The following is a 26322-nucleotide window of genomic DNA, read 5'->3' as shown; positions in this document are numbered from 1 at the left end:
CATAGAACACGATTACTATCCGGAGGCAGGGTGCGAACCACCGAAGAGGCACCGGCTCATTCCGGTGGCGAAGCCGCGGCACCACCCCCGCGGCGTCCCCGCACCGTCCTGGTCATGAGCCCGGGACTGCTCGACGACGTCTTCCCGCCGCCGGTACGGGCCCGGTTGGAGGAGACGGCCGACCTCCTCCGGCCGTCCCCGCTCGGCGAGTTCGACTCGCCGGAGGCAGCCGCGGCACTGGCCGGGGCCGAGGTCCTGCTCACCGGCTGGGGCTGCCCGCCCGTCGACGCCGCCCTGCTGGACCGGGCACCGTCGCTGCGTGCCGTGATCCACGCGGCCGGCACGGTGAAGACGTTCCTGTCCCCCGCCGCGTTCGACCGCGGGATCGTCGTCTCGTCGGCGGCCGCCGCCAACGCCCTGCCGGTCGCCGAGTTCACCCTGGCGGCCATCATCATGGGCGCCAAGCGCGTCTTCCCGCTGGCCGGACTCTTCCGGACCCGGCGCACCCACCGCACCGGCGCCGACCTCGACCGCCAGCGCTGGCTCGGCACGCACGGTCTGACCATCGGGGTCGTCGGCGCCTCCCGGATCGGCCGACGGGTCATCGACCTGCTGCGGGTCCTCGACGTCGAGGTCCTGCTGTACGACCCCTACGTCGACGCGGCCGAGGCTGCGGCTCTCGGCGTCACCCCGACCGACCTGGACACCCTGGTGGCGACCAGCGACGTGGTGACGCTCCACGCCCCGGACACGGCCGAGACCCGGGGGATCATCGACGCCCGGCGCCTCGGCCTGATGCGCCCCGGCACCCTGCTCGTCAACACCGCCCGCGGTCCGCTGGTGGACACCGAGGCGCTGACCGGGCACCTGGTCGGCGGGCGGCTGGACGCCGTGCTGGACGTGACCTCGCCGGAGCCGCTGCCGGCCGACCACCCCCTGTGGGACCTGCCGAACGTGTTCCTCACCCCGCACCTGGCGGGCGCACAGGGCAACGAGGTGGGGCGGCTCGGGACGCTCGCCGTCGACGAACTGGCCCGGTACGCGCAGGGCTCGGCGTTCGAGCACCCGGTGCAGCGGGGCGATCTCGGGAGGATCGCGTGAGTCCGCGTCCCCCGCAGGCTCTAGGCTCGGCGTCACACCACAACGACCAGGGGGTGAGCCGGATGCGCCGGCAGGGTTCAGCCGCGGACGGGCAACGCCGCGCGACGGTCACCGACGTCGCCCGGCGCGCGGGCGTCTCGACGGCCACGGTCTCCCGCGTACTCAACCGCAACTACCCGGTCGCCGAGGCGACCCGGGAGCGGGTCGAGAGCGCGATGCGCGAACTCGGCTACGTGGTCAACGCCCACGCCCGCGCGCTGGCCGGGGTCTCCAACCGCACCGTGGGCATCATCGTCAACGAGCTCGTCGACCCGTTCTACGCGTACATCTCGCGCGGCGTGGAACGGGAGGCGGCCCTCGGCGGGCGACTCTGCCTGGTCTGCTGCACCCAGGGCGACCCACAGCGCGAACTGGCCTTCATCGACCTGATGCACGAACGCAGGGCCGACGCCGTGGTCGTGGTCGGCGGCTCCATCGCGGACCGCGGCTACACCACCGAACTGGCCCGCAGGGCGCGCGACCTGGACGCCGGTGGTTCGAAGCTCGTGCTGTGCGGCCGGCCGCCGCTGGGCGACCGGGTCCCCACCGCCTCGGTCGAGTACGACAACGAGGGCGGTGCGTTCGCCATCACCGACCATCTGCTGATGCAGGGGCACGAGCGGATCGTCTACCTGGGCGGCCCGCCCAGGCTCTCCACCACCCGCGACCGACTGGCCGGCCACCGCCGCGCCCTGGAGCTGCGCGGCGTGGCCCCGGATCCGGGACTGGTCCACCCCGGCGCCTTCAGCCGGGGCTTCGGACATCGGCGGATGGCCGAACTCCTGGGGGAGGGAGTGGACTTCACCGCCGTCTTCGCCGCCAACGACATGGTCGCGGCGGGCGCGGCGCAGGCCCTGGAGGAGGCGGGGGTGCGGGTGCCGGACGACGTGTCGCTGGTGGGGTACGACGACATCCCTGTAGCCCAGGAACTGCGGCCCCGGCTCACCACCGTCCATGTCCCGCTGGAGGAGCTGGGACGGCAGGCGGTGCGGCTGGCCGTCGGCGGCGAGGACGAGGACGACTGGCGCGAGCCGACCACGGGCACACTGCGGCTCGGCACGCACATCGTGGTACGCGATTCCGTCGCACCGCGGCCCGGACGACCCGCTCGCAGCTGACCGATTACTCCATCCGGGCCACCCCCGACCATAGAAAAACACAGTAACTTCCCACCCCCTCTTGCCACTGTGTAGCAACCGCTTACATGCTGACGCCGAGCAGGATCGTTCCGCACGCCTTCGCCCCTCACTCGTTTCGCAGGGAGAGTTCCGCATGCGTATGCCCACAGACCCCGCCGGCTCCGCCACCGCCTCCGTCGCCCCTTCGGCCACCGGTCCCGCGGCTCCCGCCCCTTCGGCCACCGGTTCGCCCCTCGGGCGGCGTTCCGTGCTCGCCGCCGCGGCCGGGGCGGGCGCGGCGCTCGCCCTGGGCGCGGGAACGGCCCGGGCCGCCACGACCGCCCCCTCCCCCGGCGGGCGCGGTGGCCGCCCGGTCGCTCTGCGGCTGACCGCCCTGCCCGCCGCCGAGGCCGAGCGGCTGCGGCTCGGACAGGCGCTGCGGGGCTCGGAGTTCCGGCCGACCGGCCTGTACGCCCCGCCCGGCGCCCCCGTCTCCCTGACCGTCCAGCCGTACGACGGCGTGCTGCCCACCCTCTGGATCGGCGCCTGGGACTACTACGGGGAGATCACCGAACCCCGCGCCTATCCGCTGACCCCTGGCGCGAACACGGTCACGGATCCCCACGGCGGCCCCGTCTACCTCACCCTGACCGGCGACGGCGAGCGGGCCGGTGTGCTGATCCGCTCCGGCGCGACGGCCATGCCCGTCTTCGCGCTGGGCCGCACCACGGAGTCCGACTTCCAGCGGCAGCTGGACACGCTGACGGCCTCGCCGTACGTCGAACTGCACGCACCGCACACGATCATGACGCTCACCCGCGAGGGCGCTCTGCTGTACCGCGACGAGGACCACGCCGCGCTCCTCGGACTCGTGGAGACGATCATCGACTCCCACGCCCGGATCAGCGGTCACGACGGTTCCCGGCCGGCGCACCGGCGCAAGGCCGGGCCGTACCACTTCACCGAGGTGAGCAAGGTGCCGTCCGGTGTCGGCGCGTACGCGACGCACGGTTACAACGGCTTCCCCCGCGCCTATCTCGACCGTGCGACCACCGTCACGGGGCTCCGCACCCGGGGGTGGGGTCTCTACCACGAACTCGGCCATCTGCACCAGCAGTTCGCCTACAAGCCCGCAGGTCTGACCGAGGTCACCGTCAACATCTACTCGCTGGCCGCACAGCGCACACTGGGGCAGCCGTCGAACCTCCTCACGGTCGACCCGACGACCGGGCTCACGTACTTCCAGTCCGCGCGGCAGAAGTTCGGCACGGCCGGCCTGACGTACGAGAAGTCCTTCGGCGCGTACGAGAAGCTCGTCCCGCTGCGTCAGCTGGAGCTGGCCTTCGGCGAGGACTTCTGGCCCCGGCTGCACAAGCTGGTGCGCGAGGAGAACCCGTGGTCCGACTACACGGAGAACGACAAGCGGTACCGGGCCCTGGCCACCTACGCCAGTCGCGTGGCGGGGTACGACCTCACGGACTTCTTCGTGAACACCTGGGCGTTCCCGGTCGACGCCGTCGGCAGGGCCGAACTGGCGGCGCTGAACCTGCCGGAGCCGCCCGTCGACCCGTCGACGCTGACCGACTGACGCCGGCCGACCGGGAGCCATCATGGAACTCAGCAGAAGAGACCTCATCGCGGCGGGCGGCGCCACGGCCGTCACCGCGCTCATGACATCGGCCGGGACCGCGCGGGCGCACCCCGTCACGGCCCCCGCCTCCGCCGGGGCGGACGCGGACCTCGGCTTCGACGCCCTCCTCCAGCGGGCCGAGACCCTGCTCACCGGGCGCGGATTCGACCCGGACGACCCCGACTTCACGGCCGCGGTCGCCGCCCTGGACGCCACGGCCCGGGGCCTCCGGGACACCCTCGACCGGAGTGCCGGACGGACCGCGCTGTGGCCCGACCTCGCCCCGCCGACCGAGCCCGGCAACTTCGGCCAGAGCTACACCCGGCTGCGCACCCTCGCGACCGCGTGGGCGACCGAGGGCACCTCGCTCGCCGGAGACCGGGAGGTCGCGGACGCCCTCGTCGCAGCACTCCGCTTCCTCCACGACACCGCCTACAACCCGGACCGGCGCGAGACCGGCAACTGGTGGTTCTGGGAGATCGGCGCGCCGCGCGCCCTGATGGACTGCTGCGTCGTCCTGCGCGAACTGCTCCCGGCGGCGGATCTGGCGGACTATCTGGCGGTGGTCGACCGGTTCTGCCCCGACGCGGACCGCCGCACCAACTCCCCCACGCTCGCCGAGACCGGCGCGAACCGCACGGACAAGGCCGTCGTCGTGGCCCTGCGCGGGCTGCTGGGACAGGACGCCGCCAAGCTGGAGTCGGCGCGCGACGCGCTGTCCGACGTACGCGACTCCGGCCGCAACAGCCTTTTCCGGTACACGACTTCGGGGGACGGCTTCTATGAGGACGGCTCGTTCGTCCAGCACGACGTGGTCGCCTACACCGGTTCGTACGGCGTCGTGCTCCTGGGCGGCACGGCGTATCTGCTGGCGTTGCTGGCGGGCTCCGCGTGGGCGGTCACCGATCCGAAGGTGTCGGTGATGTACGAGGCCGTCGAGCGGACCTTCGCCCCGGTGGTCTTCGACGGCCTGATGATGGATTCGGTGCGGGGCCGGGCCGTCTCCCGGGAACGCGCCGGTGACCACCGCGACGGAGCGACGGCCATCGGCGCGATCCTGCTGCTCGCGGCGGGCGCACCCCCGGAGTACTCCGGACGCTGGCGGGCTCTGGTCAAGGGGTGGCTGACCCGCAACCGCACCACCCCGTTCGCCTCGCTCGCCTCCGTTCCCCGGCTCGCCCTGGCCAAGGCCGTTCTGGATGACCGTTCGGTGCCGGCCGGGACACGCACCACCGGCAGCTTCGTCTTCGCCGACATGGACCGCGTGGTGCACCGCCGCCCCGGCTGGGCCTGCGCGCTGTCGTTGTCGTCGAAGCGGATCTCGGCGTACGAGGCGGGCAACGGCGAGAACCTGCACGGCTGGTACACAGGCGACGGCATGACGTACCTGTACGACGGCGACGACCTGGGGCAGTTCAACGACGGTTTCTGGCCCACCGTCGACCCGTACCGGCTGCCCGGCACCACGGTCGACACCCGCCCGCGCGCCGATCTCGGCACGGGCGCCGGCACGTCCACCTACCGTCCGGCGAACGCCGTCGCGGGCGGCGCGGTACTGGACAACAGATACACGGTCGCCGCCATGGAGCTGGTCGGCGCACCCGGCACCGCGCTGCGGGCCAGAAAGTCGTGGTTCCTGCTGGACAACGCGGTGGTCGCGCTGGGCGCGGGCATCACCTCGCACGACGGCCACGGGGTCGAGACCGTCGTCGAGAACCGCAACCTCGGCGCGGACGGGCGGCACCGCCTGCTGGTCGACGGTGCCGCCCGCCCCGTCGACCAGGGCAGATCCGAGGTCTTCGACCGGGCACGCTGGGCGCATGTCGACGGCGTCGGCGGCTACGTCTTCCCCGGGGGATCCCCCCTGACCGTCCTGCGCGAGCAGCGCACCGGGACCTGGCGCGCCATCAACTCCGGTGCGGACACGGGCGGAAGCACCGACCCCGTCACCCGCCGCTACCTCACGCTCCGCATCGACCACGGCGTCTCCCCCGTCGATGCCGGATACGCGTACGTGCTGCTGCCCGGCGCGTCCGCGGCGGCGACCTCGGTCTGGTCGCACTCCATGCCGGTCCGGATCGTCGCCGACGACACCACGGCGCAGGCCGTGGAGGTACGCCGGTCGGGGCTCGTCGCGGCGCACTTCTGGGCGGCGGGGAGCGCTGCCGGGATCACCGTCTCGGGTCCGGCCTCGGTGCTGGTGCGACGCCGGGGATCGCGCATCGGCGTCGCGGTCGCCGACCCGGGCCGCACGCTCACCACCGTCTCGGTCGAACTTCCCTTCCGTACGAAATCGGTGGCGCAGAAGGACGACACGGTGGACGTCCTCCCCGGCCGCAGGACCGTGCTCACCGTCGCCGTCGGCGGATCGCGCGGCCACACCCACCGGGCCGAACTCGTCCGGTAGCCGCCCGCCCGCCACCGTCCGTCCCCACCACCGCACAGCGACACCTTCGAGGAGCAGCACCACCATGTCCGTCCCCCCGTATCTGCGACTCCCCGCGCCCGACAGGCTGTTGTCGTCGCGCACCGGCTGGACCCGGGACCACTGGGAGGCGGTGGCCGACCGGATGCTGGACGCGCTGGTGCCCTACGCGACACCCGGCTTCGCCCAGTACCGGCTGCCCGGCCGCACCAGTTGGTCGGGGATCGTCTCGGACGGCCTCGAAGGGTTCGCCCGGTCGTTCCTGCTCGCCGCCTGCCGCATCGCGGGCGCGGGCGGGGCGGTCGACCCCGCGCTCGTCGAGCGGTACGCGGCGGGGCTCGCGGCCGGCACGGACCCGGGCAGCGGCGAGGCGTGGCCGGGGCTGACCGACTGTTCGCAGCAGATGGTGGAGGCGGCCTCGGTCGCGGTGGCACTGCACGAGACCCGGCCGTGGATCTGGGACCGGCTCGACGCACGGGTGCAGGAGCGGGTCGTCGACTGGTTCTCCGGGTTCGTCGGCGGCCGCACCTGGGACAACAACTGGCGCCTCTTCCAGGTGGTGTCCGAGCAGTTCCTCGCCTCGGTCGGCGCCCCGTACAGCCGCTCCGACATCGAGAACGGCCTGGACCGGATCGAGGACTGGTACGTCGGCGACGGCTGGTACACCGACGGGGACGGTCGCAACTTCGACTACTACATCGGCTGGGCCATGCATCTGTACCCGCTGTTGTGGTCGCGGATGGCGGGCGCCGACGACGGGGGCCGGACCGACGTCTACCGGCAGCGGCTGCGCAGGTTCCTGGAGGACTACCCGCACTTCTTCGGCGCCGACGGGGCGCCGGTCCACCAGGGGCGTTCGCTGACGTACCGGTTCGCCGCGCTGGCTCCGGTGTGGATGGGGGCGCTGGCCGACTGCACCCCGCTCGCGCCGGGGCTCACCCGGCGCCTCGCCTCGGGCACGATGCGGCACTTCGCCGAGCGCGGCGTGCCGGACGAGCGGGGGCTGCTGACGCTCGGCTGGTACGACACGTTCCTGCCCAGCACGCAGCCGTACTCCGGCCCCGCGTCGCCGTACTGGGCCAGCAAGGGCTTCCTCGGGCTGCTGCTCCCGGCGGACCATCCGGTGTGGACGGCACGCGAACTCCCGCTGCCCGTCGAGGAGTCGGACCAGTACACGGCTCTGCCCGCCCCCGGCTGGCTGCTGCACGGCACCCGTGACGACGGCATCGTGCGGCTGGTCAACCACGGCAGCGACCACAATCCGCCGTACGACGAAACCGCCGACCCCTCCGAGGGCACGCACGACCCGCACTACGCGAAGCTCGGCTACTCGACGGCCACCGCCCCCGAAGCCGCCCCGCACGCCCTGGCCCGCTCCGTGGACGGACATCTGGCGCTCGTTGCCCCGGACGGCACCCCGTCGCCGCGCCGCCGGATCCACCCTCTGCGCTGCGAGGGCCGGGTGGCCTCGTCCTGGTACGCGGCGAGGCTCCCCGGTGACGACCGGACGTACCGGATCGAGACGACGAGCGTGCTGCACGGCCCCTGGGAGGTCCGGGTGCACCGGGTCGAGGCGCCCGAGGGAGCGGTGGTGCGCGAGGGCGGTCATGCGGTCGCCCACGCGGAGAGCCCTCTCGCCCAGGCGGGCCCCGACTGGGCACTCGCCCGTACGCCGGACGGCCTGAGCAGCGCCCTGGTCGCGCTGCACGGCTGGGACGGCGGCGTCGAGGGGGCCGCCGTGGCGCGTGACGTCCAGTCCAACGCCCACGGTCCGCGTTCCGCGATCCCGTACCTGCGCAGCCGGCCGCACCCGGGAGGGCGGAGCATCCATGTCTCGCTGGTCGTCCTCTCCCGGGACGCCGTGCATCCGGAGGCGCTGCGCGACTCGGTGCGGGTGCACACGGGGGCGGACTCGGTGGTGCTGACGTTCCTGGACGGCACGACGATCGAGGTCTGAACCTCCGGGCGGTCAGATTCCGGTGCTGATGCCCTCCCGCTGATCGATGTGGCCGACGAGTTCCCTGGCCAGCGACTTGATCGTGTCGAGCCCCGCCCTGCCCCAGGAGCGGGGCACCGTGTCGACCGCACAGACGGCGCCCAGGGCGATGCCCGTCCGGTCGATCAGCGGGGCGCCGAGGTAGGAGCGGATGCCTATGTCGTCGACGACCGGGTTTCCGGCGAAGCGCGGATAGTCGCAGACGTCCTCCAGCACGAGCGCCTTGCGCCGCACGACGACGTGCGGGCAGTAGCCGCGGTCCAGGGCCACGTACCGGCCGGCCCGGCTGCTGCCCGCGGTGGCGGCACCCAGGTCGGATCCCTTGTACGTGCCGCTCGGCGTATGCAGCCCGGCGAAGAACTGCTGGTTGCCGTCGATGAAGTTGACCATCGAATAGGGGACGTCGGTGACCTCGGCCACCCGGTCGGCGAAGGCGTCGAAGTTGTCGAACGAGGCGTCGGCGCGTTCCCCGAGCCCCAGGGTCCGCAGTCGATGGGTACGCACGACGGAGTCCCGGTCCATGGGCGTGAGCAGCAGCCGGTCGGAGGCGGGCCGCGTCACGCGCGGGCTCCGAAGGCGGTCCGCGGGGCCGGGGCGGAGGTGGCGTTGATGAGGTGTTGGACCAGCGTGACCAGGGTCCCCGTGCCCGAGCTGGCGATGCGGGCGTCGCACAGCACGACCGGTACGTCGGGGCCCAGGTCGAGCGCGGCCCGTACCTCCTCGGGCGCGTAGCGGTGGGCCCCGTCGAACTCGTTCACCGCGATGACGAAGCCGATACCGCGGCGTTCGAAGAAGTCGACGGCGGCGAAGCACTCGGCGAGCCGTCGCGTGTCCGCGAGCACCACCGCCCCCAGCGCGCCCTGGGAGAGTTCGTCCCACATGAACCAGAAGCGCTCCTGCCCGGGGGTGCCGAACAGGTAGAGCACATGCTGCTCGTCGAGCGTGATGCGGCCGAAGTCCATGGCCACGGTGGTGGACGTCTTGGACTCGATGCCGTCGAGGTTGTCCGTCGTGGCACCCGCCTGGGTGAGCAGTTCCTCCGTGCTCAACGGCGCGATCTCGCTGACCGCGCCGACGAACGTGGTCTTGCCGACGCCGAACCCGCCCGCCACCAGCACCTTCAGCGCGACGGGAAACCCCTCGGCGGCGGGCCCTCCGGCATCGAGTCGATCGACGGAACCGGCAGGAGCCGCCGACGCGTCGGTGTCCCGGCCCCGGTGATGGGTGCCCCCCGGGGCGTGGCCGCCGCTCGCTCCGTGGGATCCCCCGTATGCGTACGGCGCGCCGGGGCCGTGGCCCCCGCCGGGACCGCCCTCGAAGCCGGGAGTGCCGTCGAAGCCGGGCCCCGCACCGGAACCGTGCCCCGGGCCTGGGCCTCCGTACGCCTCCGGACGGCCGCGGTCCTCCGGACCTGCGGGACGTGCGTGGAGTCCCTGGCCGGTCTCATGGCCTGCGAGGTTCTCGTAGGTCTCCGGACGTTCGTACGTTCCGAACCCTTCGGACCGCCCGTGCCCTCCGTACCCCTCGGGGAGCCCGTAGCCCTCGGGACCTTCGCTGTTCCCGTACGCGGCGGAGCTGCCGAAGCCGTCAGAGCTGTCGTCGTAAGCCATCGAGCACTGCCTCCAGCAGGGATCGGTCGGTGGGCGTGTCATGGAAGGCGGGCGGGTGCGCGGTGACTGCCCCGCAGTCCACCAGGTCGGAGACGAGCACTTTGGTGACGACCGCGGGCAGCCGCAGATGGGCGGCGATCTCGGCCACCGACGTGGGGCCGCCGCACAGCCCCAGCGCGACGGAGTGCTCGGGACCGAGCGGGGCCTGCGGTTCGGCACCCGTGGCCCTCACCAGGGAGAGCAGGTCGAGCACGGTGCTAGGACGGGTCCTGCCGTTGCTCACGGTGTACGGGCGGATGAGCCGCCCGGCGGCGTCGTCGAGCAACGGCCCGTCCTGCGGAACCGACACGCTCACAGCCCCGAGGCACCCGGTACCGCGACTGCCTGTCGGGTCGGGGTCATCAGATACGGCCGGACGCTCTTGACCAGCATGGTCATCTCGTAGCCCAGCACCGCGGCGTCCGCCTCGCGGCCGGCGAGGACGGCGAGGCAGGTACCCGATCCGGCGGTGGAGACGAACAGCAGGGTCGAGTCCAGCTCGACCACGACCTGACGTACGTCCCCGTTGTCGCCGAAGCGCGCGCCGGCGCTGCGGCCGAGCGAGTACAGCCCCGCGGCCAGCGCGGCCATGTGGTCGGCGCTGTCGGCATCCATGCCGTGGAGGGACTTCACCAGTCCGTCGGCGGACAGGAGGACCGCGCTGCGTGTGTACGGCACACGCTGCACCAGTCCGCTCAACAACCAGTCGAGGTCCGAGACCTGACCGGACGGCATATCGGTCGCCATGGCGCATCTACTCCTTGAGGGGGTTCGCTTCGAGGGGGTCGTCTACGGGCGCGGGGGCCGGTGCCGGGCCCGCGTCCTGGCCCGGGAGACGCCGGTGCGGGGCGAAGGGCGCCGTCCGCACCCGGACCGGCAGGGGCTGCGGCGGGGTCCGGGGCCGGTCCACCGGTTCGGGGGCCGGGTCCGTACCCGTGCCCCGGCCGTCGATGTCGGCCTCGGACTCGCTGCGGGCCTCGGCCAGATCGATGCCGCGCCGGAAGGCCGCCATGAGACCCGGGTCGTGCAGGGCGTGTTCGTCCTCGGTGCGCGGGGTCGGGGGCTGCCTGAGCTGAGGAGCCAGGTGCTCCTGGGTGCTGCGCCTGGGGAGTCGGGGCCGCACCGCGGCGCCGCGCGCGGCCCCGGACCCGTCGTGCTCTCCGTCGCGCGCCCGTGGTCCGTCACCCGTGGGCCGGGCTCCAGGAGGGGGCCCGGCCGGGGCGGGGCCGCCGCGCTCGGACGGGCTCAGCGGTTGGCCGGGGACGTACGGCTGCGGCCGGGCGCCCGGCCGTGGGTCCGCGGCGGGTCCGACGACCGGGTCGCGCGGCGGGAAGGCGTCCGGGCCGGCGACCGGAGCCGCGCCGCGGTGCGCGAGCGGGGCCGGAGGCGCGATGGCATGCGGGTTCGGGCCGGGGTCCGGGTTCGAGCGAGGGTCCGGGGCCGGATGGGGGTTCGGCCGACGGTGAACATCCCTGCCCTGCTGGGCCGTTGGACGATGCACGGGCCCGGAGGGCGACGCCGGCACCGCGTCCGGCCCGGCCGGGGCGTCCTCGTCCACGCCCAACAGGGTCCGGGGCAGGACGAGTACGGCCTGTGTGCCCCCGTAGATGTTGCTCTGGAGCCGTACCGCGATGCCGTGCCGACGGGCGAGGGACGCGACGACGAACAGGCCGATCCGGCCGTCCTGCAGGAGGCGGGCCACACTGACCTGATCGGGGTCGGCGAGCAGGGCGTTCATCCGCCTCTGCTCGTTGACCGGCATGCCCAGACCCCGGTCCTCGACCTCCAGCGCCAGCCCGGCGGTCACCTGCTGGGCGCGCAGCAGCACTTGGGTGTGCGGGGCGGAGAAGACCGTGGCGTTCTCGACCAGTTCGGCCAGCAGGTGGATCACATCGGCCACGGCGTGCCCGCGCAGGGTGCCGGCGATCGGCGGTACCAGCTTGACCCTCGGGTACTGCTCGACCTCGGCGATCGCCGAGCGCAGCACCTCGGTCATGGTGACCGGGCTGCTCCACTGCCGCCGCGAGACCGCGCCGCCCAGAACCGCGAGGTTCTCCGCATGTCTGCGGATGCGTGTGGCGAGGTGGTCGACGTGGAAGAGACCCTTGAGCAGATCGGGGTCCTCGACCTCGTGCTCCAGCTCGTCGAGCAACTGGATCTCGCGGTGCACGAGCGACTGGAGCCTGCGGGCGAGGTTCACGAACACCTCGACCTTCTGCTCCTCTCCCGTGTGGTCCGTGAGCCGGGACACCTCCACGACGGCGGCGACGGCGGCCTCCTGCTGACGGCCGATCTCCTGCGCGAGAAGCTCGAAGGCGTCGCTGCCGGGGCCGGCGGACCGCGCGGGCCTCCGTGCGGGCAGGGACTCGCCGTTGCGCAGGAGTTCCACCATCCGTTGCAGTTCGGCCTGGCCCTGCGCACTGGCGCGACGGAGCGCGAGACAGCGTCCGAAGACGGTGGTGACGACCCGGTTGGCGGCGATGAAGGCGGCCAGCACGGCGGCGAGGGCCATCGTGCCGGCCCCGCACAGCGCGATCCACAGCGAGGCGGACGGCCGGACGCCGGACGAGCGGATGGCGCAGATGACCGCCACGGCCCCGCTCAGCACCGCGACGACGGTCGGCAGCACCGCGGTACGCAGCATCTGGGGCCGTATGCGCGCCTCGTGGGACGGATGGGCGGTGCGTGCCCTCGTGGAGGCCGCGTGGGAGCGGCTACCCGGTCGGCCGTGCCGTCCGCCCTCGCGGCGTTCCGGTCGCGCCTCGGGTGCGCGCAGTTGAGACATCAGTGTCCTCGGTACGTGGGGCACCAGGAATCGGCGTCCATGCGTGGCCCCCTACGGTGCTCGGTCGGGCTCGGTCCGGCGGTCGGGCGGGCTCGGCAATGGAAGCCCACCGTTGCTCACCGGACACACACCGTAGTTGCCCCTCGCGTATGCGCGACGGGCAGTTGTCGAACTTGCCCGCCATCCGTCCCGCTCTGGTATGGCACCTCGCACACAAGACCGAATTTCTCCGTGGGGAACCTCCGGTCGGCGGACACTCGAACGGCCTCATGGGCCGCAGTGCCGCACGCACCGCCCGGCGCATGGAACGGCTCGGCCCGTCCGGTCGCACCGGACGGGCCGTCTGCCGTCGTGCCGCCGCCCTCCGGGCCGCCCTCGCGCTCGACGTGAGCGGGCGCCCCGGGTGCCGTCACGGCGTCGGGGCCACCTCGGAGTGGCCGCTCCCGTCCTCCGTCCCCGCGTCCGCCGTTCCCGCGTCCGCCGTTCCCGCGTCCGCCGTTCCCGGGCCTGTCGTTCCCACGCCCGCCGGGGACATGACTCCCGTCGGAGCCTGGGCGAGATCCGTGATCCGCGCGGCGTCGGCGGGCCGGTGCTCCACCGGCTGCGGGGCCACCGGACGCCACCACGGCTCGGTGGGGAGGCTCCGCGACGTGGGCTCGAACGGTTCGCCCGGCCGTGGCAGAGCGATCGCGGCGCCCGCGTCCTCCGCGGCGGCGAGGGTCCCCTCCCCCGGCTCGGCCCACGGGTGCGGGGCCAGGTTGAAGGTGGCCCAGTGGATCGGGAGCATCGTGCCGAGCGGCTCGCCCCCCTGGAGATCCAGATGCGCCCGCACCCCCTCGGCCGGGGTCATGTGTATGTCGGCCCAGTACTCGGAATAGGCACCGATCTGGATCATCGTCGCGTCGAACGGGCCGTGTTCGGCGCCGATGTCCTTGAAGCCGGGGAAATACCCGGTGTCGCCGCTGTGGTAGATCCGGTGCTCGGGCCCGGCGACGGACCAGGACGCCCAGAGCGTGTGCTGCTGGTTGCGCAGGCCGCGTCCGCAGAAGTGGCGGGCCGGAGTGGCGGTGAGGGCGATTCCGGCGACGCTCGCGGTCTCGTTCCAGTCGAGCTCGCGCATCCGGTCGTCGGGCACGCCCCACCGCTCCAGATGGGCGCCGACCCCGAGCGGGACCACGAACACCGTGCCCGTGCCCGCGAGGGCCCGGATCGTCGGGAGGTCGAGGTGGTCGTAGTGGTCGTGCGAGATCACCACCGCGTCCACCGGGCCGAGAGCGGCGAGCGGAAGCGGCACCGGGTGCAGCCGCTTGGGGCCGACGAAGGCGAAGGGCGAGCAGCGCTCGCCCCACACCGGGTCGAACAGCACGCGTCTGCCGTCGATCTCCGCGAGCACGCTGGAATGGCCCATCCAGGTGAGCCGCAGGCCGGTGGCGGGCGGCTCGGCCAGGTCCGCGTAGGTCGTGGCGTGGACGGGGACGGTGCCGGCCGGGGCCCTGCGTATCCGTCCCTCCTTGCGGAAGTAGACCTTCGCGAATTCCAGCGCGGATCCGGACGGTCCGGTCCGCGCGCCCACGGGGTTGCGGAAGGAGCCGTCGACGAAGTGGGGCGAGCGGCGGATCCGCTCCATGCGTGCGCCCTCCGGCTCGGCGCCGAATGCGGCGGGACGCAGCGAGCGCATCCGGGCACGGAGCGGAGGCAAGGGGTCGGCGCCGGTCACATCATCTCCTGGGGGGAGTCGGTGTCGTCTCAATTATGGGCGGGCCGCACGCCCGCGCGAGCGCGGAACATTCCGGCGGACCGCGCGAGAGCGGGTCGCCCGATGGACTGACCGACGGCCCCCGGAGCCGTCACCCACGCGGCTGCCCGTAGGCGTGCTCGACGCGCAGCCGCAGCACGAGGCGCCGGTCCCGGACCATCGCGTCGCGGAACTCGTCCCAGTCGGGGTGCTCGCCGCGGACGTCGCGGTAGAGCGCGATCAGTTCCTCCACCGTCGCGTCGTGCGGGTCGGCCGCCGACGGGGTCAGCTCGGCCGTGCCGTCCACGACCGTCCAGGCCCAGCGGTCCGCGCTGGTGACGTGGTAGCTCGCCCGGGGGTCGCGGCGGAGGTTCCTCGTCTTCACCCGGTCCTCGGTGATCGAGACACGGACGACGCCCTCCCCGGCGTAGTAATGGTGGTTGACGTTGGAGAGCTGCGGTCTGCCGTCCCGCCCCAGCGTCACGAGCACCCCGCCGTCCACCTCTCCGAGCAGACCGAGCAGCGCTTCCTGTGGCGTTGTTCCTTCGTCGATTTCCGTCATGCAGGGTCCAACGACCGTCGCCACCACAGGATTCCGCGCCGTCGCGCACGCGTGTGAAAACCGGGCGACCGTGCCCCCGGTCCGCCCGCGGCCCGTGCATTCGTTAGGGTGACGCCGTGGCAAGAGTGCGACTGGGCGTGGCGGAACGACGCGAGGAACTCCTGCGCGCCACCGTCGAGCAGATCGAGGTAAGAGGTGTCGCGGCGGTCCGGATCGCCGATGTGGCCTCCGTGCTCGGAGTGAGCAACGCGCTCGTGCTCTACCACTTCTCGACCAAGGAGAAGCTCGTCGCGGCCGCCTTCGCCCATGCCGCGGAAGCCGATCTCGCCCATCTGCGCAAGCTGCTGAGCCGCCGCACCAGTGCGGTACGGCGGCTGCGCGCGGCCGTGCGCTGGTACGCGCCGACAGGCCGCGCCAAGGTGTGGCGGCTGTGGATCGAGGCGTGGGCCGCCTCCCTGCGCGACCCGGCCCTGCGCAACGTGGCCGGTGACCTCGACCAGCAGTGGAAGGCGGAACTGGCCGAGGTCATCGAGGAGGGCGCCGCCGCCGGTGAGTTCCACTGCGACGACCCGATGTCCGTGGCGTGGCGGCTCACCGCACTGCTGGACGGCCTGACGGTGCAGATGACGTCGTACGCTGCACCGCTCTCCCAGGCCACCATGATGGCCTGGACCGACGAGGCCCTCGCCCGCGAACTCGGCATCGACCACGCGGCGCTGACGGCCTGACCACGTACCGGATCAGGACCGGTCCGCCGTCGCCCTTCGCCGCCCGCCGATGTCCGCTCCACCGTCCGTGACCCCCGCGACCGCTTGCCGGAGGAATCCCCGACACCGCCCGCCGACCGGGAAAACCGGCGCATGGGTGCTCCGGCCGTCCCGGGGACGGCACCGAACGGTTCGGCGCCGTCGGCCCTGCCACGGGGTCAGGTCTGGCGCACGGGCGCGTACACGTCCGCCGAGAGCCCGAAGGTCCAGGCCACCCCGTCCTTCGCGGTCCGCGTCCCGGGCGGCACCCGGAGCCAGTACGTGCGGTGCGTGCCGTCCGGCTCCGGCGTGGAGTTGACCACCTCGACCATCACCACGTCCTCGTCGCCGTCCAGTGCGATCCGCCAGAGCACCCCCGTCTCGTCGCGGTGGACGGGCTCGGCGCCCGACTCGGTGAGGTAGCGGTCGTAGCCGTAGAACTCCAGCATCACACGGCGCAGTTCCGCGTTCTCCTCCTCGCGTATCCGTCGGGGCGTCAGGGTGTTCAGCTCCGCGAGGAACTCGGCCGGGACGGGCATGCCCCGCCAGGCGTGCAGCGCGAAGCCGTCCCGGTAGGCCAGCGCCGGGCCGTCCCCGCGGTCGAGGCGGCCCGCCTCGTCCCGGTGAAGCGCCTCCGGGCGCTCGCTGATCACCACCACGCGCTCGTAGGGCCACCACCAGCCCGCGTTCCTGGCCACCTCGGCCAGGCCGTCCAGCCGGTCGCCCCGGCCGTCGAACGCGGCGAGCCAGGCCGCGTCGTGCTGGCCCAGGACCGCGTCGAGCAGCACCAGTCGGACAGCGGCCCCCTCCTCGGGGGTCCGGGCGAGGTCCGCGACGATGCCGCCCCTGATCCGCTCGGCGAGCGCCGCCGTCGTCTCCCAGAGCTGCGCCCCCGTGGCCGACCACAGGGCGGACCAGCCCGCCGGGCCGAGTTCGTCGTACATCCGGCGCCGTTCCTCGGCCCAGGGTCGGGTCCGTACCTCGTCGCGCACCGAACGCCCGGTGTCGACGATCTTCTCGACCGCCTCCACGGCGGCTCTGGGCGAGTCGACCCAGACGATCCGCTCCGGCTCCGCGAGCCCCGCGCGGCGGTAGGCGAGCCGCACCCCGTCCTCGGCCGCGGCCCGGTCCGCCGCGCCCGTCGCCGCCGCCACGGCCCGCCAGGAGTCCACGTACTGCATCCGTCTTCCCCGTCCCCTGCATATGTGTTCGATGTCAGGTGTTCGATGTTCGGTATTGATTGTTCGATGCCAGGTGTTTCCGCACGCCATGTCGTACGCGTCGCGTCCCCTGCCCGGCGTGCCCCGCAGGCCGCGGTGATCCGGCGCTGGATCGGATCACCGCTCACCGGTGTCTCTTCCGGCCGCCGCCCGCCCGGCCGAATCAGTCCGCGACGATGCGGACCGCGCCCGGCGCGTACTCCCGCTGACGCACCACGCGGTACCAGCCCTTGGGCAGCGGTATCGCCCCGTGCTCCTCGTGCACCACCCGGCCGCCCTCGGGAAGGTGCAGCAGCATCGGCCCGAACGCTCCGGCCTCGCGCATCAGCCGGCCCGGTCCCTGGACCGCGTGGGCGTGCCCGGTCACCTCGCCCAGCGCGAGGACCATCCGGCCCCGGCCGTCCCTCGGCTCGCCCGGAGCCTCCACGAGATGCGCGGGCACCGCCGACTCCGCCAACGACATGATCAGTACATCGCCCTGTCGGTACACAGACCTCTCCCCTCGACGGCCGCACCCGCTGTGCCGGCCACGAGGAAGAAGCTAAGGGCAGGGTCTGACAACGCGTCCTCGGGCGGCCTGCCGGCATCACCGGACACGTGCCGGACGGTCCCCGGTCACGGCGTTGTCAGTGGGGCTTGATAAACCTTGCGGACATCAGCCGTTCCCCAGTACCAGGAGCTCAGGGCCATGTCCGGTGTGGACCACCTGCACGAGTTGCTCGGCCTGCCCGCCGTCGACTTCCAGCACGCGACGGGCGAAGCACCCGCCCAGGCAGCCGACGCGGCGGCCTGGCGCATCTCGGTCGACCCCTACGACGACGAGTGCGAGAAGACCTGGGAGGAGGCGTTCCGGACGTTTCTCGACACCGTCGACCCGGCGGGGGTCCGTGCACTGATCATCGGTCAGTGGGGCGAGTCCTACGAGGAGCCCTCCTCGTACCCGATCGGTCTGGTGATCGCCGCGGCCGACCGGCTGACCTCGCTCCAGGCCGTCTTCGTGGGCGACATGACCATGGAGGAGAACGAGATCTCCTGGATCGAGCAGTCCGACGTCACGGCGCTGCTCGACGCCTTCCCCGATCTGCTGGAGCTCGGCGTGCGCGGCGGCACGGACCTGGAGTTCTCCCCCTGCAAGCACGAGCGGCTGCGCGCGTTGACCATCGAGACCGGAGGCCTGCCGGTCGGTGCGCTCCGAGGCGTCCTGGACAGTGAACTGCCCGCGCTGGAGCGGCTGGACCTCTGGCTCGGCGTCTCCGCGTACGGGGGCGACGCCGACGTGGCGGACCTCGCCCCGCTGCTCTCCGGTTCCCGCTTCCCGAGGCTCACGCACCTCGGTCTGCGCAACAGCGAGGTGCAGAACGAGATCGCGACCGCCGTCGCGGCCGCCCCGGTCGTCGCCCAGCTCCGGGTCCTCGACCTGTCGAACGGCACGCTGGGCGACGAGGGCGCGGCTGCGCTGCTGGACGGCCAGCCGCTCACCCATCTCGAATGCCTCGATCTGCACCACCACTTCATGACCGAGCCGATGGAGCGCCGGGTCGTCCAGGCGCTGAAGCCCCACGGCGTACGGGTCGACGTGTCGGAGCGCGAGAAGCCGTGGGTCGACCGCGGGGTCGAGGGCCGGTACACCGCGGTGTCGGAGTGACGTGCGATGACGGACATCGAACACCCCGAGACGTTCCACGGCCTTCCGGTTCTCACCCTGCCCGGGCCCGGCGCGCGGAGCACTGATCCCCTTCCCGCGGCCGACTCCGTCGCATGGCGGCTGGAGAGCGCCTGGCAGGGCGATCTGACGTTCACCGGGCTGTGGCGGCACTTCGTCGACACGGTCGACACGACGAAGGTCCGGGCCCTGCTGATCGGTCCGTGGTGGCAGGAGGACTACGTGTCCTTCACTCCCGTCGTCGAGCTGCTGGCCGGGGACGCGGACCGCTTCCCGGCCCTGAAGGCGCTCTTCCTCGCCGACGTCGTCGGTGAGGAGTGCGAGCTGTCCTGGCTGGAGATGGCCGACATCACCCCGGTCGTCGAGGCGTTCGGCGCGCTGGAGGAGCTGACGGTCCGCGGGTGCGGCAGCACCTTCGGCGACGGGTCGACGCTCGCGCTGCGCCCGGTGCGGCACACCTCGCTCAGGAAGCTGCGGTTCGAGTCGGGCGGACTGCCGGCCGAGATCGTGCGCGCGGTCGGCGCGTCCGAGCTGCCCGCACTGGAGCATCTGGAACTCTGGCTCGGCGTTTCCGAGTACGGCGGGGACACGGGCGTCGAGGACCTGGCACCGCTGCTGAACGGAGCGTCGTTCCCGGCCCTGCGCCATCTCGGACTGCAGAACAGCGAGATCCAGGACGAGATCGCGGCCGCGGTGGCCTCCGCCCCGGTCGTCGCGCAGCTGGAATCGCTGTCCCTCGCGATGGGGACCCTGGGCGACGAGGGTGTCGAGGCGCTGCTCTCGGGCCAGCCGCTCACCCATCTGGCCTCGCTGGACCTGCACCACCACTACGCCGGCGCGGCGCTGATGGGCCGTCTCGGAGAGCTGCTCGGTCCCGACCGGGTGATCCGCGACGTGGACGAGGTCGCGTACTGGGATCCGGACGAGGACGAGTTCCGCTATGTCGCCGTCAGCGAATAGTCCGGGTCCGGCGGGTCCGGCGCCGCGTCTCGCCGTCGTGGGGGTGCCCGGCAACCGCCGGGTCACGCTCTTCCAGGACGCCGTGCGCGCCGCCGGGCTGCCGCCCGCGCGGGTCGTCCCCTGGCCGGACGTGCTGCGCGGCGAGGCCGTGTTCCGTCCGGGCGAGACCGTGCGCATGGACTCGCCCGGGGAGGACGCCGAGGTGGAGCGGCTGCTCCGGGCGGTCGACGATCCGACCAGGGTCGAGGGATCAGCCCTGTGGTACGCCCGGTTCACCGCCGCCCTGCGGTCGGTGGCGCGGGACGCCGCCGAATCCGGTGCCGTGCTGCTCGACGCCCCCGGCGACATCGCGGTGCTGTTCGACAAGCGGCTGTGTCACGCCGTGCTGGACGGCGCCGGGATCCCGGTGCCCGCCTCGCCGACGTCGGGGGCCGCGGCCCCCGCGGTGCGCGACTGGGCGGACGTGCGCGAGCGGATGGCGGCCCACGGGATGCCCAGGGCCTTCGTGAAGCTCGCGCACGGTTCGTCCGCCTCGGGGGTCCTGGCCGTAGAGACGGCCGGACCCGGCCGGGTGCGGGCCACCACATCGGTGGAGCGCGACGCGGCCGGCCGGCTCTTCAATTCGCTGCGGGTGCGCCGTTGCGCGACGGAGCGGGAGGTCGCGGCGATCGTCGACGCGCTCGCTCCGGACGGGCTGCACGTGGAACGCTGGCTGCCCAAGGCGACCCGGCGCGGCAGGGCGGCGGACCTGCGGGTCGTGGTAGTGGCGGGCCGCGCCACCCACGCCGTCGTGCGTACCAGCCGCTCCCCCATGACCAATCTCCACCTCGGCGGCGCGCGGGGGGATCTCGACGACTTCCGCGCGGCCGTCACGGCCGCCGGCGGCGACTGGGCCGAGGCCCTGGCCGTGTGCGAACGGGCCGCCGCGTGCTTCCCGGACACACTGTGTGTCGGCGTCGATCTGCTGCCCTCGTCCGACCTGCGGCGCTTCGCCGTCTGCGAGGTCAACGCCTTCGGCGACCTGCTGCCGCGGCTGACCGGGCTCCCCGGCAGCGGTGCCGAGGGCCTGGACACCTACGCGGCGCAGGTCGCCGCCGTACTGAACCGAGCAAGGAACCACCGTGCAACCCCCACTCACTGACACCGCGCCCGCCGCCGTGGCCTGCGAGAACCCGGACATGAGCGGGGTCGTGGGAAGCCACGACCTGCTGTTCGTCACCCTCGACACGCTGCGCCACGACGTGGCGCAGGAGCTCGCCGCCGCGGGACGCATCCCCCATCTGGCACGCCATCTGCCCGGCGGCGCGTGGGAGACGCGCCACGCTCCCGGCAGCTTCACCTACGCCTCGCACCAGGCGATGTTCGCGGGTTTCCTGCCGACCCCGGTCGGCCCGGGTCCCCATCCCCGGCTGTTCGCGGCCCGGTTCGCGGGCAGCGAGTCCACGGCGTCGGGCACCTTCGTCTTCGACACGCCGGACCTGCCGTCCGGCCTCGCCTCGGTGGGATACCGCACGGTGTGCATCGGCGGTGTCGGGTTCTTCAACAAGCAGGGGGCACTGGGCTCCGTGCTGCCCGGCCTGTTCCAGGAGAGCCACTGGGAGCCGGAGTTCGGTGTCGCGTCGCCCACGTCCTTCGAGGCACAGGTGGCCCGGGCGGAGCGGGTGGTCTCCTCCCTCGCCCCGGAGCAGCGGCTGTTCCTCTTCGTCAACGTGTCCGCGCTGCACCAGCCCAACTGGTTCCACACGCCGGGGGCCACCCGCGAGGCGGGCGACTCCCGCGCCACCCACGCCGCCGCGCTCGAATACGTCGACGCCCACATCGGGCGTCTCTTCGCCGCCGCGAGCAGCCGTCGCCGCTGCTTCGCCATCGTCTGCTCCGACCACGGCACGGCGTACGGGGACGACGGCTACACCGGTCACCGGATCGGCCACGAGTCCGTGTGGACGGTCCCGTACGCGCACTTCTTCCTGGAACCGGGGGCCACCGCGTCATGAACCGCACCACCACCGCCGCGCCGGTCGTCCGTCCCTACCGGAGCTACGTCTACGCCTATCCGCACAAGACGGCCTACCGCCCGCTGCCGGACCGGCCGGCGCTGCGGGAGCTGTGGGCGTCGGAGCGCAAGGACGCGCTCTCGCTCTACCTGCACATACCCTTCTGCGAGGTCCGCTGCGGCTTCTGCAACCTGTTCACGCGGATCGGCGCTCCCGACGAGCTGACGACCCGCTACCTCGACGCGCTGGACCGGCAGGCCGTCACCGTCCGGGACGCACTGGGCGACGCGGAACCGGTACGGTTCGCCGCCGCGGCGTTCGGCGGGGGCACGCCCACGTTCCTGACGGCGGCGGAGCTGGAACGGCTGTGCGACATCGCGGAGAAGCGGATGGGCGCCGACCTGCGGGCCGTCCCGCTGTCCGTCGAGACGTCGCCGTCCACCGCGACCGCCGACCGGCTGGCCGTCCTCGCGGACCGGGGCACGACGAGGATCAGCATCGGGGTGCAGAGCTTCGTCGAGGCCGAGGCCCGCGCCGCCGTCCGGCCGCAGCGCCGCGCCGATGTGGAGAGCGCCCTGGACCGGATACGCGACACCGGTGTCCCGGTCCTCAACATCGACCTGATCTACGGCATCGACGGGCAGACCGAGGACAGCTGGCACACCTCGCTGGACGCGGCGCTGCGGTGGCGGCCGGAGGAGCTGTACCTGTACCCGCTGTACGTCCGCCCGCTGACCGGTCTCGGCCGGCTGGGTGCGGAGGCGCGCGCGGACGAGGAGGAAGCGGCGGACGCCGCCTGGGACCGGCAGCGGCTGCGGCTGTACCGCGCGGGCCGGGACCATCTCCTCGCCCGTGGCTACGAGCAGGTGTCGATGCGGATGTTCCGCCGCGCCGACGCCCCGCGCACGGACGGACCCGACGACCACGCCTGCCAGACGGACGGCATGATCGGTCTGGGGTGCGGGGCCCGTTCGTACACCTCACGGCTGCACTACTCCTTCGACTACGCGGTGGAGATGCGCGAGGTGCGGGCGATCATCGACGGCTACGCCGCCGCCGAGGACTTCTCGCGCGCCGAGGTGGGGCGGTACGTCGACGGCGACGAGGCGCGCCGACGCCACCTCCTGCAGTCGGTGCTCCAGGCCGCGGGCATGGCGCTGGCCGACTACCGCGAACGGTTCGGCAGCCTCCCCGCCGACGACTTCCCCGCCGAGCTGGCCCGGTTCGAGGAGCGTGGCTGGCTCGACACGGGGGCCGGGGCGTCCGGTCTGCTGAGGCTCTCCCCCGAGGGCCTGGCCCATTCCGACGCGCTGGGCCCCGAGATGTTCTCCCCCGGCGTACGGGCCGCGATGGCCGCGTACGAGCTGAAGTGAGCGCCCCCATGGACCTGACCATCCTCTATCGCGGTCCGCTCGCGTCCTGCGACTACGACTGCCCGTACTGCCCGTTCGCCAAGCGGCGGGACAGCCCGGACCAGCTGCGCGCCGACCGCGCGGCGCTGGAGCGGTTCACGGCGTGGGTCGCGGAGCGGACCGGTGACCGGCTCTCGGTCCTGTTCACGCCGTGGGGCGAGGGCCTGGTCCGGTCCTGGTACCGGCGGGCGCTGGTCGATCTCGCCCGGCTGCCGCACATCGGCCGGGTGGCGATCCAGACCAATCTCAGCGGCCGGACGGCCTGGCTGGCCGAGGCGGGTGAGGCCGGCCGCGAGAAGATCGCGCTCTGGTGCACCTACCACCCGGGGCAGACGCCCTACGAGCGGTTCCTGGGCAAGTGCCGGGAACTGTCCGCGCTCGGCATCCGCCACAGCGTCGGCGTGGTCGGGCTCGACGAGCACCTCGACGAGGCGCGTCGGCTGCGTGCCGCGCTGCCGGACGAGGTGTACCTGTGGGTGAACGCGGCGGAGGGGCACACCTACACGGACGAGGAGGCGGACCGCTGGACTGCGATCGACCCGCTCTTCCCGTACAGCAGGCATCCGCACCGGTCGGCCGGACTGCCGTGCCGGACGGGCGAGTCGGTGATCTCCGTGGACGGCGACGGCACGGTGCGACGCTGTCATTTCGTCCGGGCGGAGCTGGGCAACCTCTACGACGGGAGCTACCGGGAGGCGCTCCGTCCGCGCGCCTGCCCGCTGGCCGTGTGCGACTGCCACATCGGCTATGTGCACCTGGAGACGCTGCCGCTCTACGACGTGTTCGCTGGCGGGGTGCTGGAACGGATACCGGCGGCCCCGCCGTCGTCGCTCGCCGGGCGTCCGTGAGGGCGGGCCGGCCCGGATCCGCGCGACCTCCGGCAGGTGCGCCCCGCTCGCCGGCGGCCCGGGCCGGGGCCGGCGGCGAGGTGGGAGGGGCGCGCGGGGCGGGGAACGCCGGCCGGATCCCGTCGGCGAGGTCCGGGCCGTCCTCCCGGCGGGCGACGCCGCCGCGCGACGTTTCTCAGAGCGGCAGGAGGTCCGGCCGCTTGGCCTCGACGTGGTCGCCCGAGGACTCACCGCGCAGCCGTCGGCCGATCCACGGCACCAGGTGCTCGCGCGCCCAGTGGATGTCGTCGCGGCGGACTTCCAGCGTGCCACGTTGGGCCTGCGGGGGCCACGGCTGGTCGGGGTCGGCGGGCACCTCGATCCCGAGGACCTGGGCGGCGCGCAGCGCGACCCTGGTGTGTCCCTCGGGTGACAGGTGGAGCCGGTCGTCGTCCCAGGCCCGCCGGTCCTGGACGGAGCGCAGCGACCACAGGTCGAGGACGGGGCAGCCGTAGCGGTCGGCGATGGCCCGTACGTGGGCGGTGTACGTGGCGACCTTGCCGCGCAGATGGCGCAGCACGGGTACGCCCCGGGTGTCGAAACCGGTGGTGACCATGACGGTGCCGACCGAGTCGGTGAGTTCGGCGACCGCGCGCTCGAAGCGTTCGGCCACGTCGTCGGGGTCGGTGCCGGGCCTGATGATGTCGTTGCCGCCCGCGCAGAAGCTCACCAGGTCGGGTGCCAGCTCCTTGGCGCGCGGCACCTGTTCCTCGACGATCTGGTCGAGGAGGCGGCCGCGTACGGCGAGATTGGCGTACCGGAAGCCCGCGTGCGTGGGGCCTTCGGCGCTCGTGCCCCCGGCGGATTCCGGAAGCTGGTCCGCGAGAAGCACGGCGAACCGGTCCGCCCAGCCGACGTAGGTCCCGTCCGGGCCGGGGTCGCCGACCCCTTCCGTGAAACTGTCGCCGATCGCCGCGTACGACCCGATGACGCCCTGTCGGTCGATGACGCCACGCTGATTATTTCTCGAATCGTCTGCCACGAACGCTTATCCTGCACCGACGAATGTGACCTACGCGACCGTAATAAGGGGTTGACGGGTGGTGAGATAGACCACCCGGTCGGATTCGCTGTCGGGGGAATACCCGGCGCGGAGGGGCGGCGCGCCGTGGCGCGCCGCCCCTCCGCCTTGTCCGGGCCGGACCCGGCCGCTCCGGTCGTCGGACCGTTCGGCTCGGGCGCGGTCGGCGTGGATCAGACGTATATGCCGTGCGCCGCGAGGTAGGCGACCGGGTCGATGTCGGAGCCGTACGCCGGGCCGGTGCGGACCTCGAAGTGCAGGTGCGGTCCGGTGGAGTTGCCGGTGGAACCGGAGAGGCCGATCTGCTGGCCGGTGCTCACGGACTGGCCCGCCGAGACGGAGATCGAGGACAGGTGCCCGTACTGCGAGTAGCGCCCGTCGGCGTGCTTGACGACGACCTGATTGCCGTAGGCGCCGCCCCAGCCGGCGGTGACGACCGTGCCGGCGGTGATGGACTTCACGCTGGTGCCGGTGAAGACGGGGAAGTCGATCCCGCTGTGGCTGCCACTGGACCAGTTGGATCCGGAAGCCCGGTATCCGGTGGTGTGGTTGCCCGGGACCGGGTGGACGTAGCCGGAGGCGGTGCTCGCGGCGGCCGGGGCGGAGGTCTTCGCCTTCGCCGGGGCGGACGAGGCCGGAGCGGACTTCTGGACGAGCTTCGACGGCACCGCGGGGACCTTCGACGGAAGGACGGAGCCCGCGCCCGCGCCGGTGGGCGCGCCGTGTGCCGACGCCTCGCCGCCGAGCGCCAGCTCGGTGCCCGGGCGGATCAGGTCCGGATCGGCGCCGATGGCCGCGCGGTTGTCCTGGTAGAGCTTCTGCCAGCCGCCCTCGACACCGTGCTCGGCGGCGATCTTCGACAGGTAGTCGCCGGGGACGACGGAGTACGTCGTGGCGGTGGCCGGCTCCTGGGCGACCCGCTGGACCGGGACGGTGTGCGCGGCGGCCGGGGCGGCCGGCTGCGCGGCGTGGGCGCCGGTGGCGCCGAGCAGCGGCAGGGCGATGACGGCGCCGCCGGTGCTCACGGCGGCGACACCGCGGGCGATCACGCTGGACTTGGTACGACGGTGCTTACCCGAGATGGGCATGATGCGCTTCCTCTCCGGCGCCTGCGAGGTGAGCTGTCGGGTTCGGGCTGGAGATGCCCGGCCGCGGCGAGCGCGACTTCACCCCGAGCCGACCGGTCTTCGCCGGTCGGCGGACTACCTGGTTCCCCCGCTCCTGCCACGCGTCGAGTGAGTGCGATATCCGGCCGGCGGCAGGATTGGGCGGTCCGTCCGGATTGACGGTGACCGTAGGCGAGCCGGAGACCGAGAACAAGCCGCCGATTCCGGAGAGGAATCCGCGCCGAGAATTCGGCGCGGAATTCCGGTCACCCT

Annotated in this window: 23 protein-coding genes and 1 riboswitch; of the genes, 12 read left to right on the top strand and 11 right to left on the bottom strand. The window is 73.0% G+C overall.

All coding sequences use genetic code 11. The features are described from left to right. Nucleotides 1-114: 114 nt before the first annotated feature. The 5 genes from AB0E67_RS15500 (at nucleotide 115) to AB0E67_RS15480 (ending at nucleotide 8270) form a co-directional block, all read left to right on the top strand. On the top strand, nucleotides 115-1101 hold the full coding sequence (locus AB0E67_RS15500) for a hydroxyacid dehydrogenase (protein WP_362026182.1): 987 nt from the start codon (nucleotides 115-117) through the stop codon (nucleotides 1099-1101). A gap of 62 nt (nucleotides 1102-1163) precedes the next feature. Then, on the top strand, nucleotides 1164-2258 hold the full coding sequence (locus tag AB0E67_RS15495; protein ID WP_362026179.1) for a LacI family DNA-binding transcriptional regulator: 1095 nt from the start codon (nucleotides 1164-1166) through the stop codon (nucleotides 2256-2258). 154 nt (nucleotides 2259-2412) lie between these two features. Beyond that, nucleotides 2413-3846 carry a M60 family metallopeptidase gene (locus AB0E67_RS15490; protein WP_362026176.1) on the top strand — a complete coding sequence of 478 codons (1434 nt, stop codon included), beginning with the start codon at nucleotides 2413-2415 and terminating at the stop codon, nucleotides 3844-3846. A 22-nt stretch (nucleotides 3847-3868) separates the two neighbouring features. Further along, nucleotides 3869-6295, top strand: coding sequence for a polysaccharide lyase 8 family protein (locus tag AB0E67_RS15485; protein ID WP_362026173.1), 2427 nt, complete (start codon nucleotides 3869-3871; stop codon nucleotides 6293-6295). Nucleotides 6296-6359: 64 nt separating this feature from the next. Then, complete coding sequence (locus AB0E67_RS15480; RefSeq protein ID WP_362026170.1) at nucleotides 6360-8270, top strand: DUF2264 domain-containing protein; 1911 nt, start codon at nucleotides 6360-6362, stop codon at nucleotides 8268-8270. Nucleotides 8271-8282: 12 nt separating this feature from the next. Here AB0E67_RS15480 and AB0E67_RS15475 read toward each other — a convergent pair whose 3' ends face one another. The 7 genes from AB0E67_RS15475 to AB0E67_RS15445 all read right to left on the bottom strand — a co-directional run bounded on the left by AB0E67_RS15475 (nucleotide 8283) and on the right by AB0E67_RS15445 (nucleotide 15040). Beyond that, nucleotides 8283-8870: a GAF domain-containing protein gene (locus AB0E67_RS15475; RefSeq protein ID WP_362026167.1), complete on the bottom strand. Its 588-nt coding sequence runs from the start codon at nucleotides 8868-8870 to the stop codon at nucleotides 8283-8285. Then, on the bottom strand, nucleotides 8867-9433 hold the full coding sequence (locus tag AB0E67_RS15470; protein ID WP_362026466.1) for an ATP/GTP-binding protein: 567 nt from the start codon (nucleotides 9431-9433) through the stop codon (nucleotides 8867-8869). Before AB0E67_RS15470 ends, AB0E67_RS15475 begins: the two co-directional genes overlap by 4 nt. A 463-nt stretch (nucleotides 9434-9896) precedes the next feature. Continuing rightward, nucleotides 9897-10268: a DUF742 domain-containing protein gene (locus AB0E67_RS15465; RefSeq protein WP_107430453.1), complete on the bottom strand. Its 372-nt coding sequence runs from the start codon at nucleotides 10266-10268 to the stop codon at nucleotides 9897-9899. Between the two features lie 2 nt (nucleotides 10269-10270). Then, complete coding sequence (locus tag AB0E67_RS15460) at nucleotides 10271-10705, bottom strand: roadblock/LC7 domain-containing protein (RefSeq protein ID WP_362026165.1); 435 nt, start codon at nucleotides 10703-10705, stop codon at nucleotides 10271-10273. 7 nt (nucleotides 10706-10712) lie between these two features. After that, nucleotides 10713-12743, bottom strand: coding sequence for an ATP-binding protein (locus AB0E67_RS15455; protein ID WP_362026162.1), 2031 nt, complete (start codon nucleotides 12741-12743; stop codon nucleotides 10713-10715). 409 nt (nucleotides 12744-13152) lie between these two features. Beyond that, nucleotides 13153-14460 (bottom strand): MBL fold metallo-hydrolase, encoded by a 1308-nt coding sequence (locus tag AB0E67_RS15450; protein WP_362026159.1) that lies wholly within the window; start codon nucleotides 14458-14460, stop codon nucleotides 13153-13155. A gap of 130 nt (nucleotides 14461-14590) precedes the next feature. After that, nucleotides 14591-15040, bottom strand: coding sequence for a TIGR03618 family F420-dependent PPOX class oxidoreductase (locus tag AB0E67_RS15445; RefSeq protein ID WP_362026156.1), 450 nt, complete (start codon nucleotides 15038-15040; stop codon nucleotides 14591-14593). 116 nt (nucleotides 15041-15156) lie between these two features. Here AB0E67_RS15445 and AB0E67_RS15440 point away from each other — a divergent pair, with 116 nt between their 5' ends. Beyond that, nucleotides 15157-15768, top strand: coding sequence for a TetR/AcrR family transcriptional regulator (locus tag AB0E67_RS15440; protein WP_242433792.1), 612 nt, complete (start codon nucleotides 15157-15159; stop codon nucleotides 15766-15768). A 197-nt stretch (nucleotides 15769-15965) separates the two neighbouring features. Here AB0E67_RS15440 and AB0E67_RS15435 read toward each other — a convergent pair whose 3' ends face one another. Then, on the bottom strand, nucleotides 15966-16967 hold the full coding sequence (locus tag AB0E67_RS15435; RefSeq protein WP_362026152.1) for a DUF6745 domain-containing protein: 1002 nt from the start codon (nucleotides 16965-16967) through the stop codon (nucleotides 15966-15968). Between the two features lie 202 nt (nucleotides 16968-17169). Further along, nucleotides 17170-17496 (bottom strand): hypothetical protein, encoded by a 327-nt coding sequence (locus AB0E67_RS15430; RefSeq protein WP_362026149.1) that lies wholly within the window; start codon nucleotides 17494-17496, stop codon nucleotides 17170-17172. Nucleotides 17497-17694: 198 nt separating this feature from the next. On the opposite strand from AB0E67_RS15430, the gene AB0E67_RS15425 reads away from it, so the two are divergent. From AB0E67_RS15425 to AB0E67_RS15400, 6 genes are read left to right on the top strand one after another with little or no spacing between them, the layout of a single operon-like run. Beyond that, nucleotides 17695-18651, top strand: coding sequence for an STM4015 family protein (locus AB0E67_RS15425; RefSeq protein WP_362026146.1), 957 nt, complete (start codon nucleotides 17695-17697; stop codon nucleotides 18649-18651). A 6-nt stretch (nucleotides 18652-18657) separates the two neighbouring features. Beyond that, nucleotides 18658-19629 (top strand): STM4015 family protein, encoded by a 972-nt coding sequence (locus AB0E67_RS15420; protein WP_362026143.1) that lies wholly within the window; start codon nucleotides 18658-18660, stop codon nucleotides 19627-19629. After that, on the top strand, nucleotides 19610-20770 hold the full coding sequence (locus tag AB0E67_RS15415; RefSeq protein WP_362026140.1) for an STM4014 family protein: 1161 nt from the start codon (nucleotides 19610-19612) through the stop codon (nucleotides 20768-20770). Before AB0E67_RS15420 ends, AB0E67_RS15415 begins: the two co-directional genes overlap by 20 nt. 37 nt (nucleotides 20771-20807) lie before the next feature. Continuing rightward, nucleotides 20808-21623: an STM4013/SEN3800 family hydrolase gene (locus tag AB0E67_RS15410; protein WP_073781544.1), complete on the top strand. Its 816-nt coding sequence runs from the start codon at nucleotides 20808-20810 to the stop codon at nucleotides 21621-21623. Then, entirely contained in the window at nucleotides 21620-22996 is a 1377-nt protein-coding gene (locus AB0E67_RS15405; protein WP_362026137.1) for an STM4012 family radical SAM protein, read from the top strand. The genes AB0E67_RS15410 and AB0E67_RS15405 overlap by 4 nt, the downstream gene beginning before the upstream one ends. Before the next feature lie 8 nt (nucleotides 22997-23004). After that, nucleotides 23005-23883, top strand: coding sequence for an STM4011 family radical SAM protein (locus tag AB0E67_RS15400; protein WP_362026134.1), 879 nt, complete (start codon nucleotides 23005-23007; stop codon nucleotides 23881-23883). A 175-nt stretch (nucleotides 23884-24058) separates the two neighbouring features. Here the strand turns inward: AB0E67_RS15400 and AB0E67_RS15395 are convergent, their stop codons facing one another. After that, on the bottom strand, nucleotides 24059-24904 hold the full coding sequence (locus AB0E67_RS15395; RefSeq protein WP_362026132.1) for an SGNH/GDSL hydrolase family protein: 846 nt from the start codon (nucleotides 24902-24904) through the stop codon (nucleotides 24059-24061). A 212-nt stretch (nucleotides 24905-25116) separates the two neighbouring features. Continuing rightward, the gene (locus AB0E67_RS15390; protein WP_362026129.1) at nucleotides 25117-26031 is read right to left on the bottom strand and encodes a LysM peptidoglycan-binding domain-containing M23 family metallopeptidase; all 915 of its coding nucleotides are present in this window, start codon (nucleotides 26029-26031) and stop codon (nucleotides 25117-25119) included. A gap of 5 nt (nucleotides 26032-26036) precedes the next feature. Then, nucleotides 26037-26191: riboswitch (cyclic di-AMP (ydaO/yuaA leader) on the bottom strand. Between the last annotated feature and the right edge of the window lie 131 nt (nucleotides 26192-26322).

This window comes from Streptomyces sp. NPDC032161 (assembly GCF_040636995.1).
Classification (GTDB): domain Bacteria; phylum Actinomycetota; class Actinomycetes; order Streptomycetales; family Streptomycetaceae; genus Streptomyces.
This window is presented reverse-complemented; position numbering and strand designations above follow the sequence as displayed.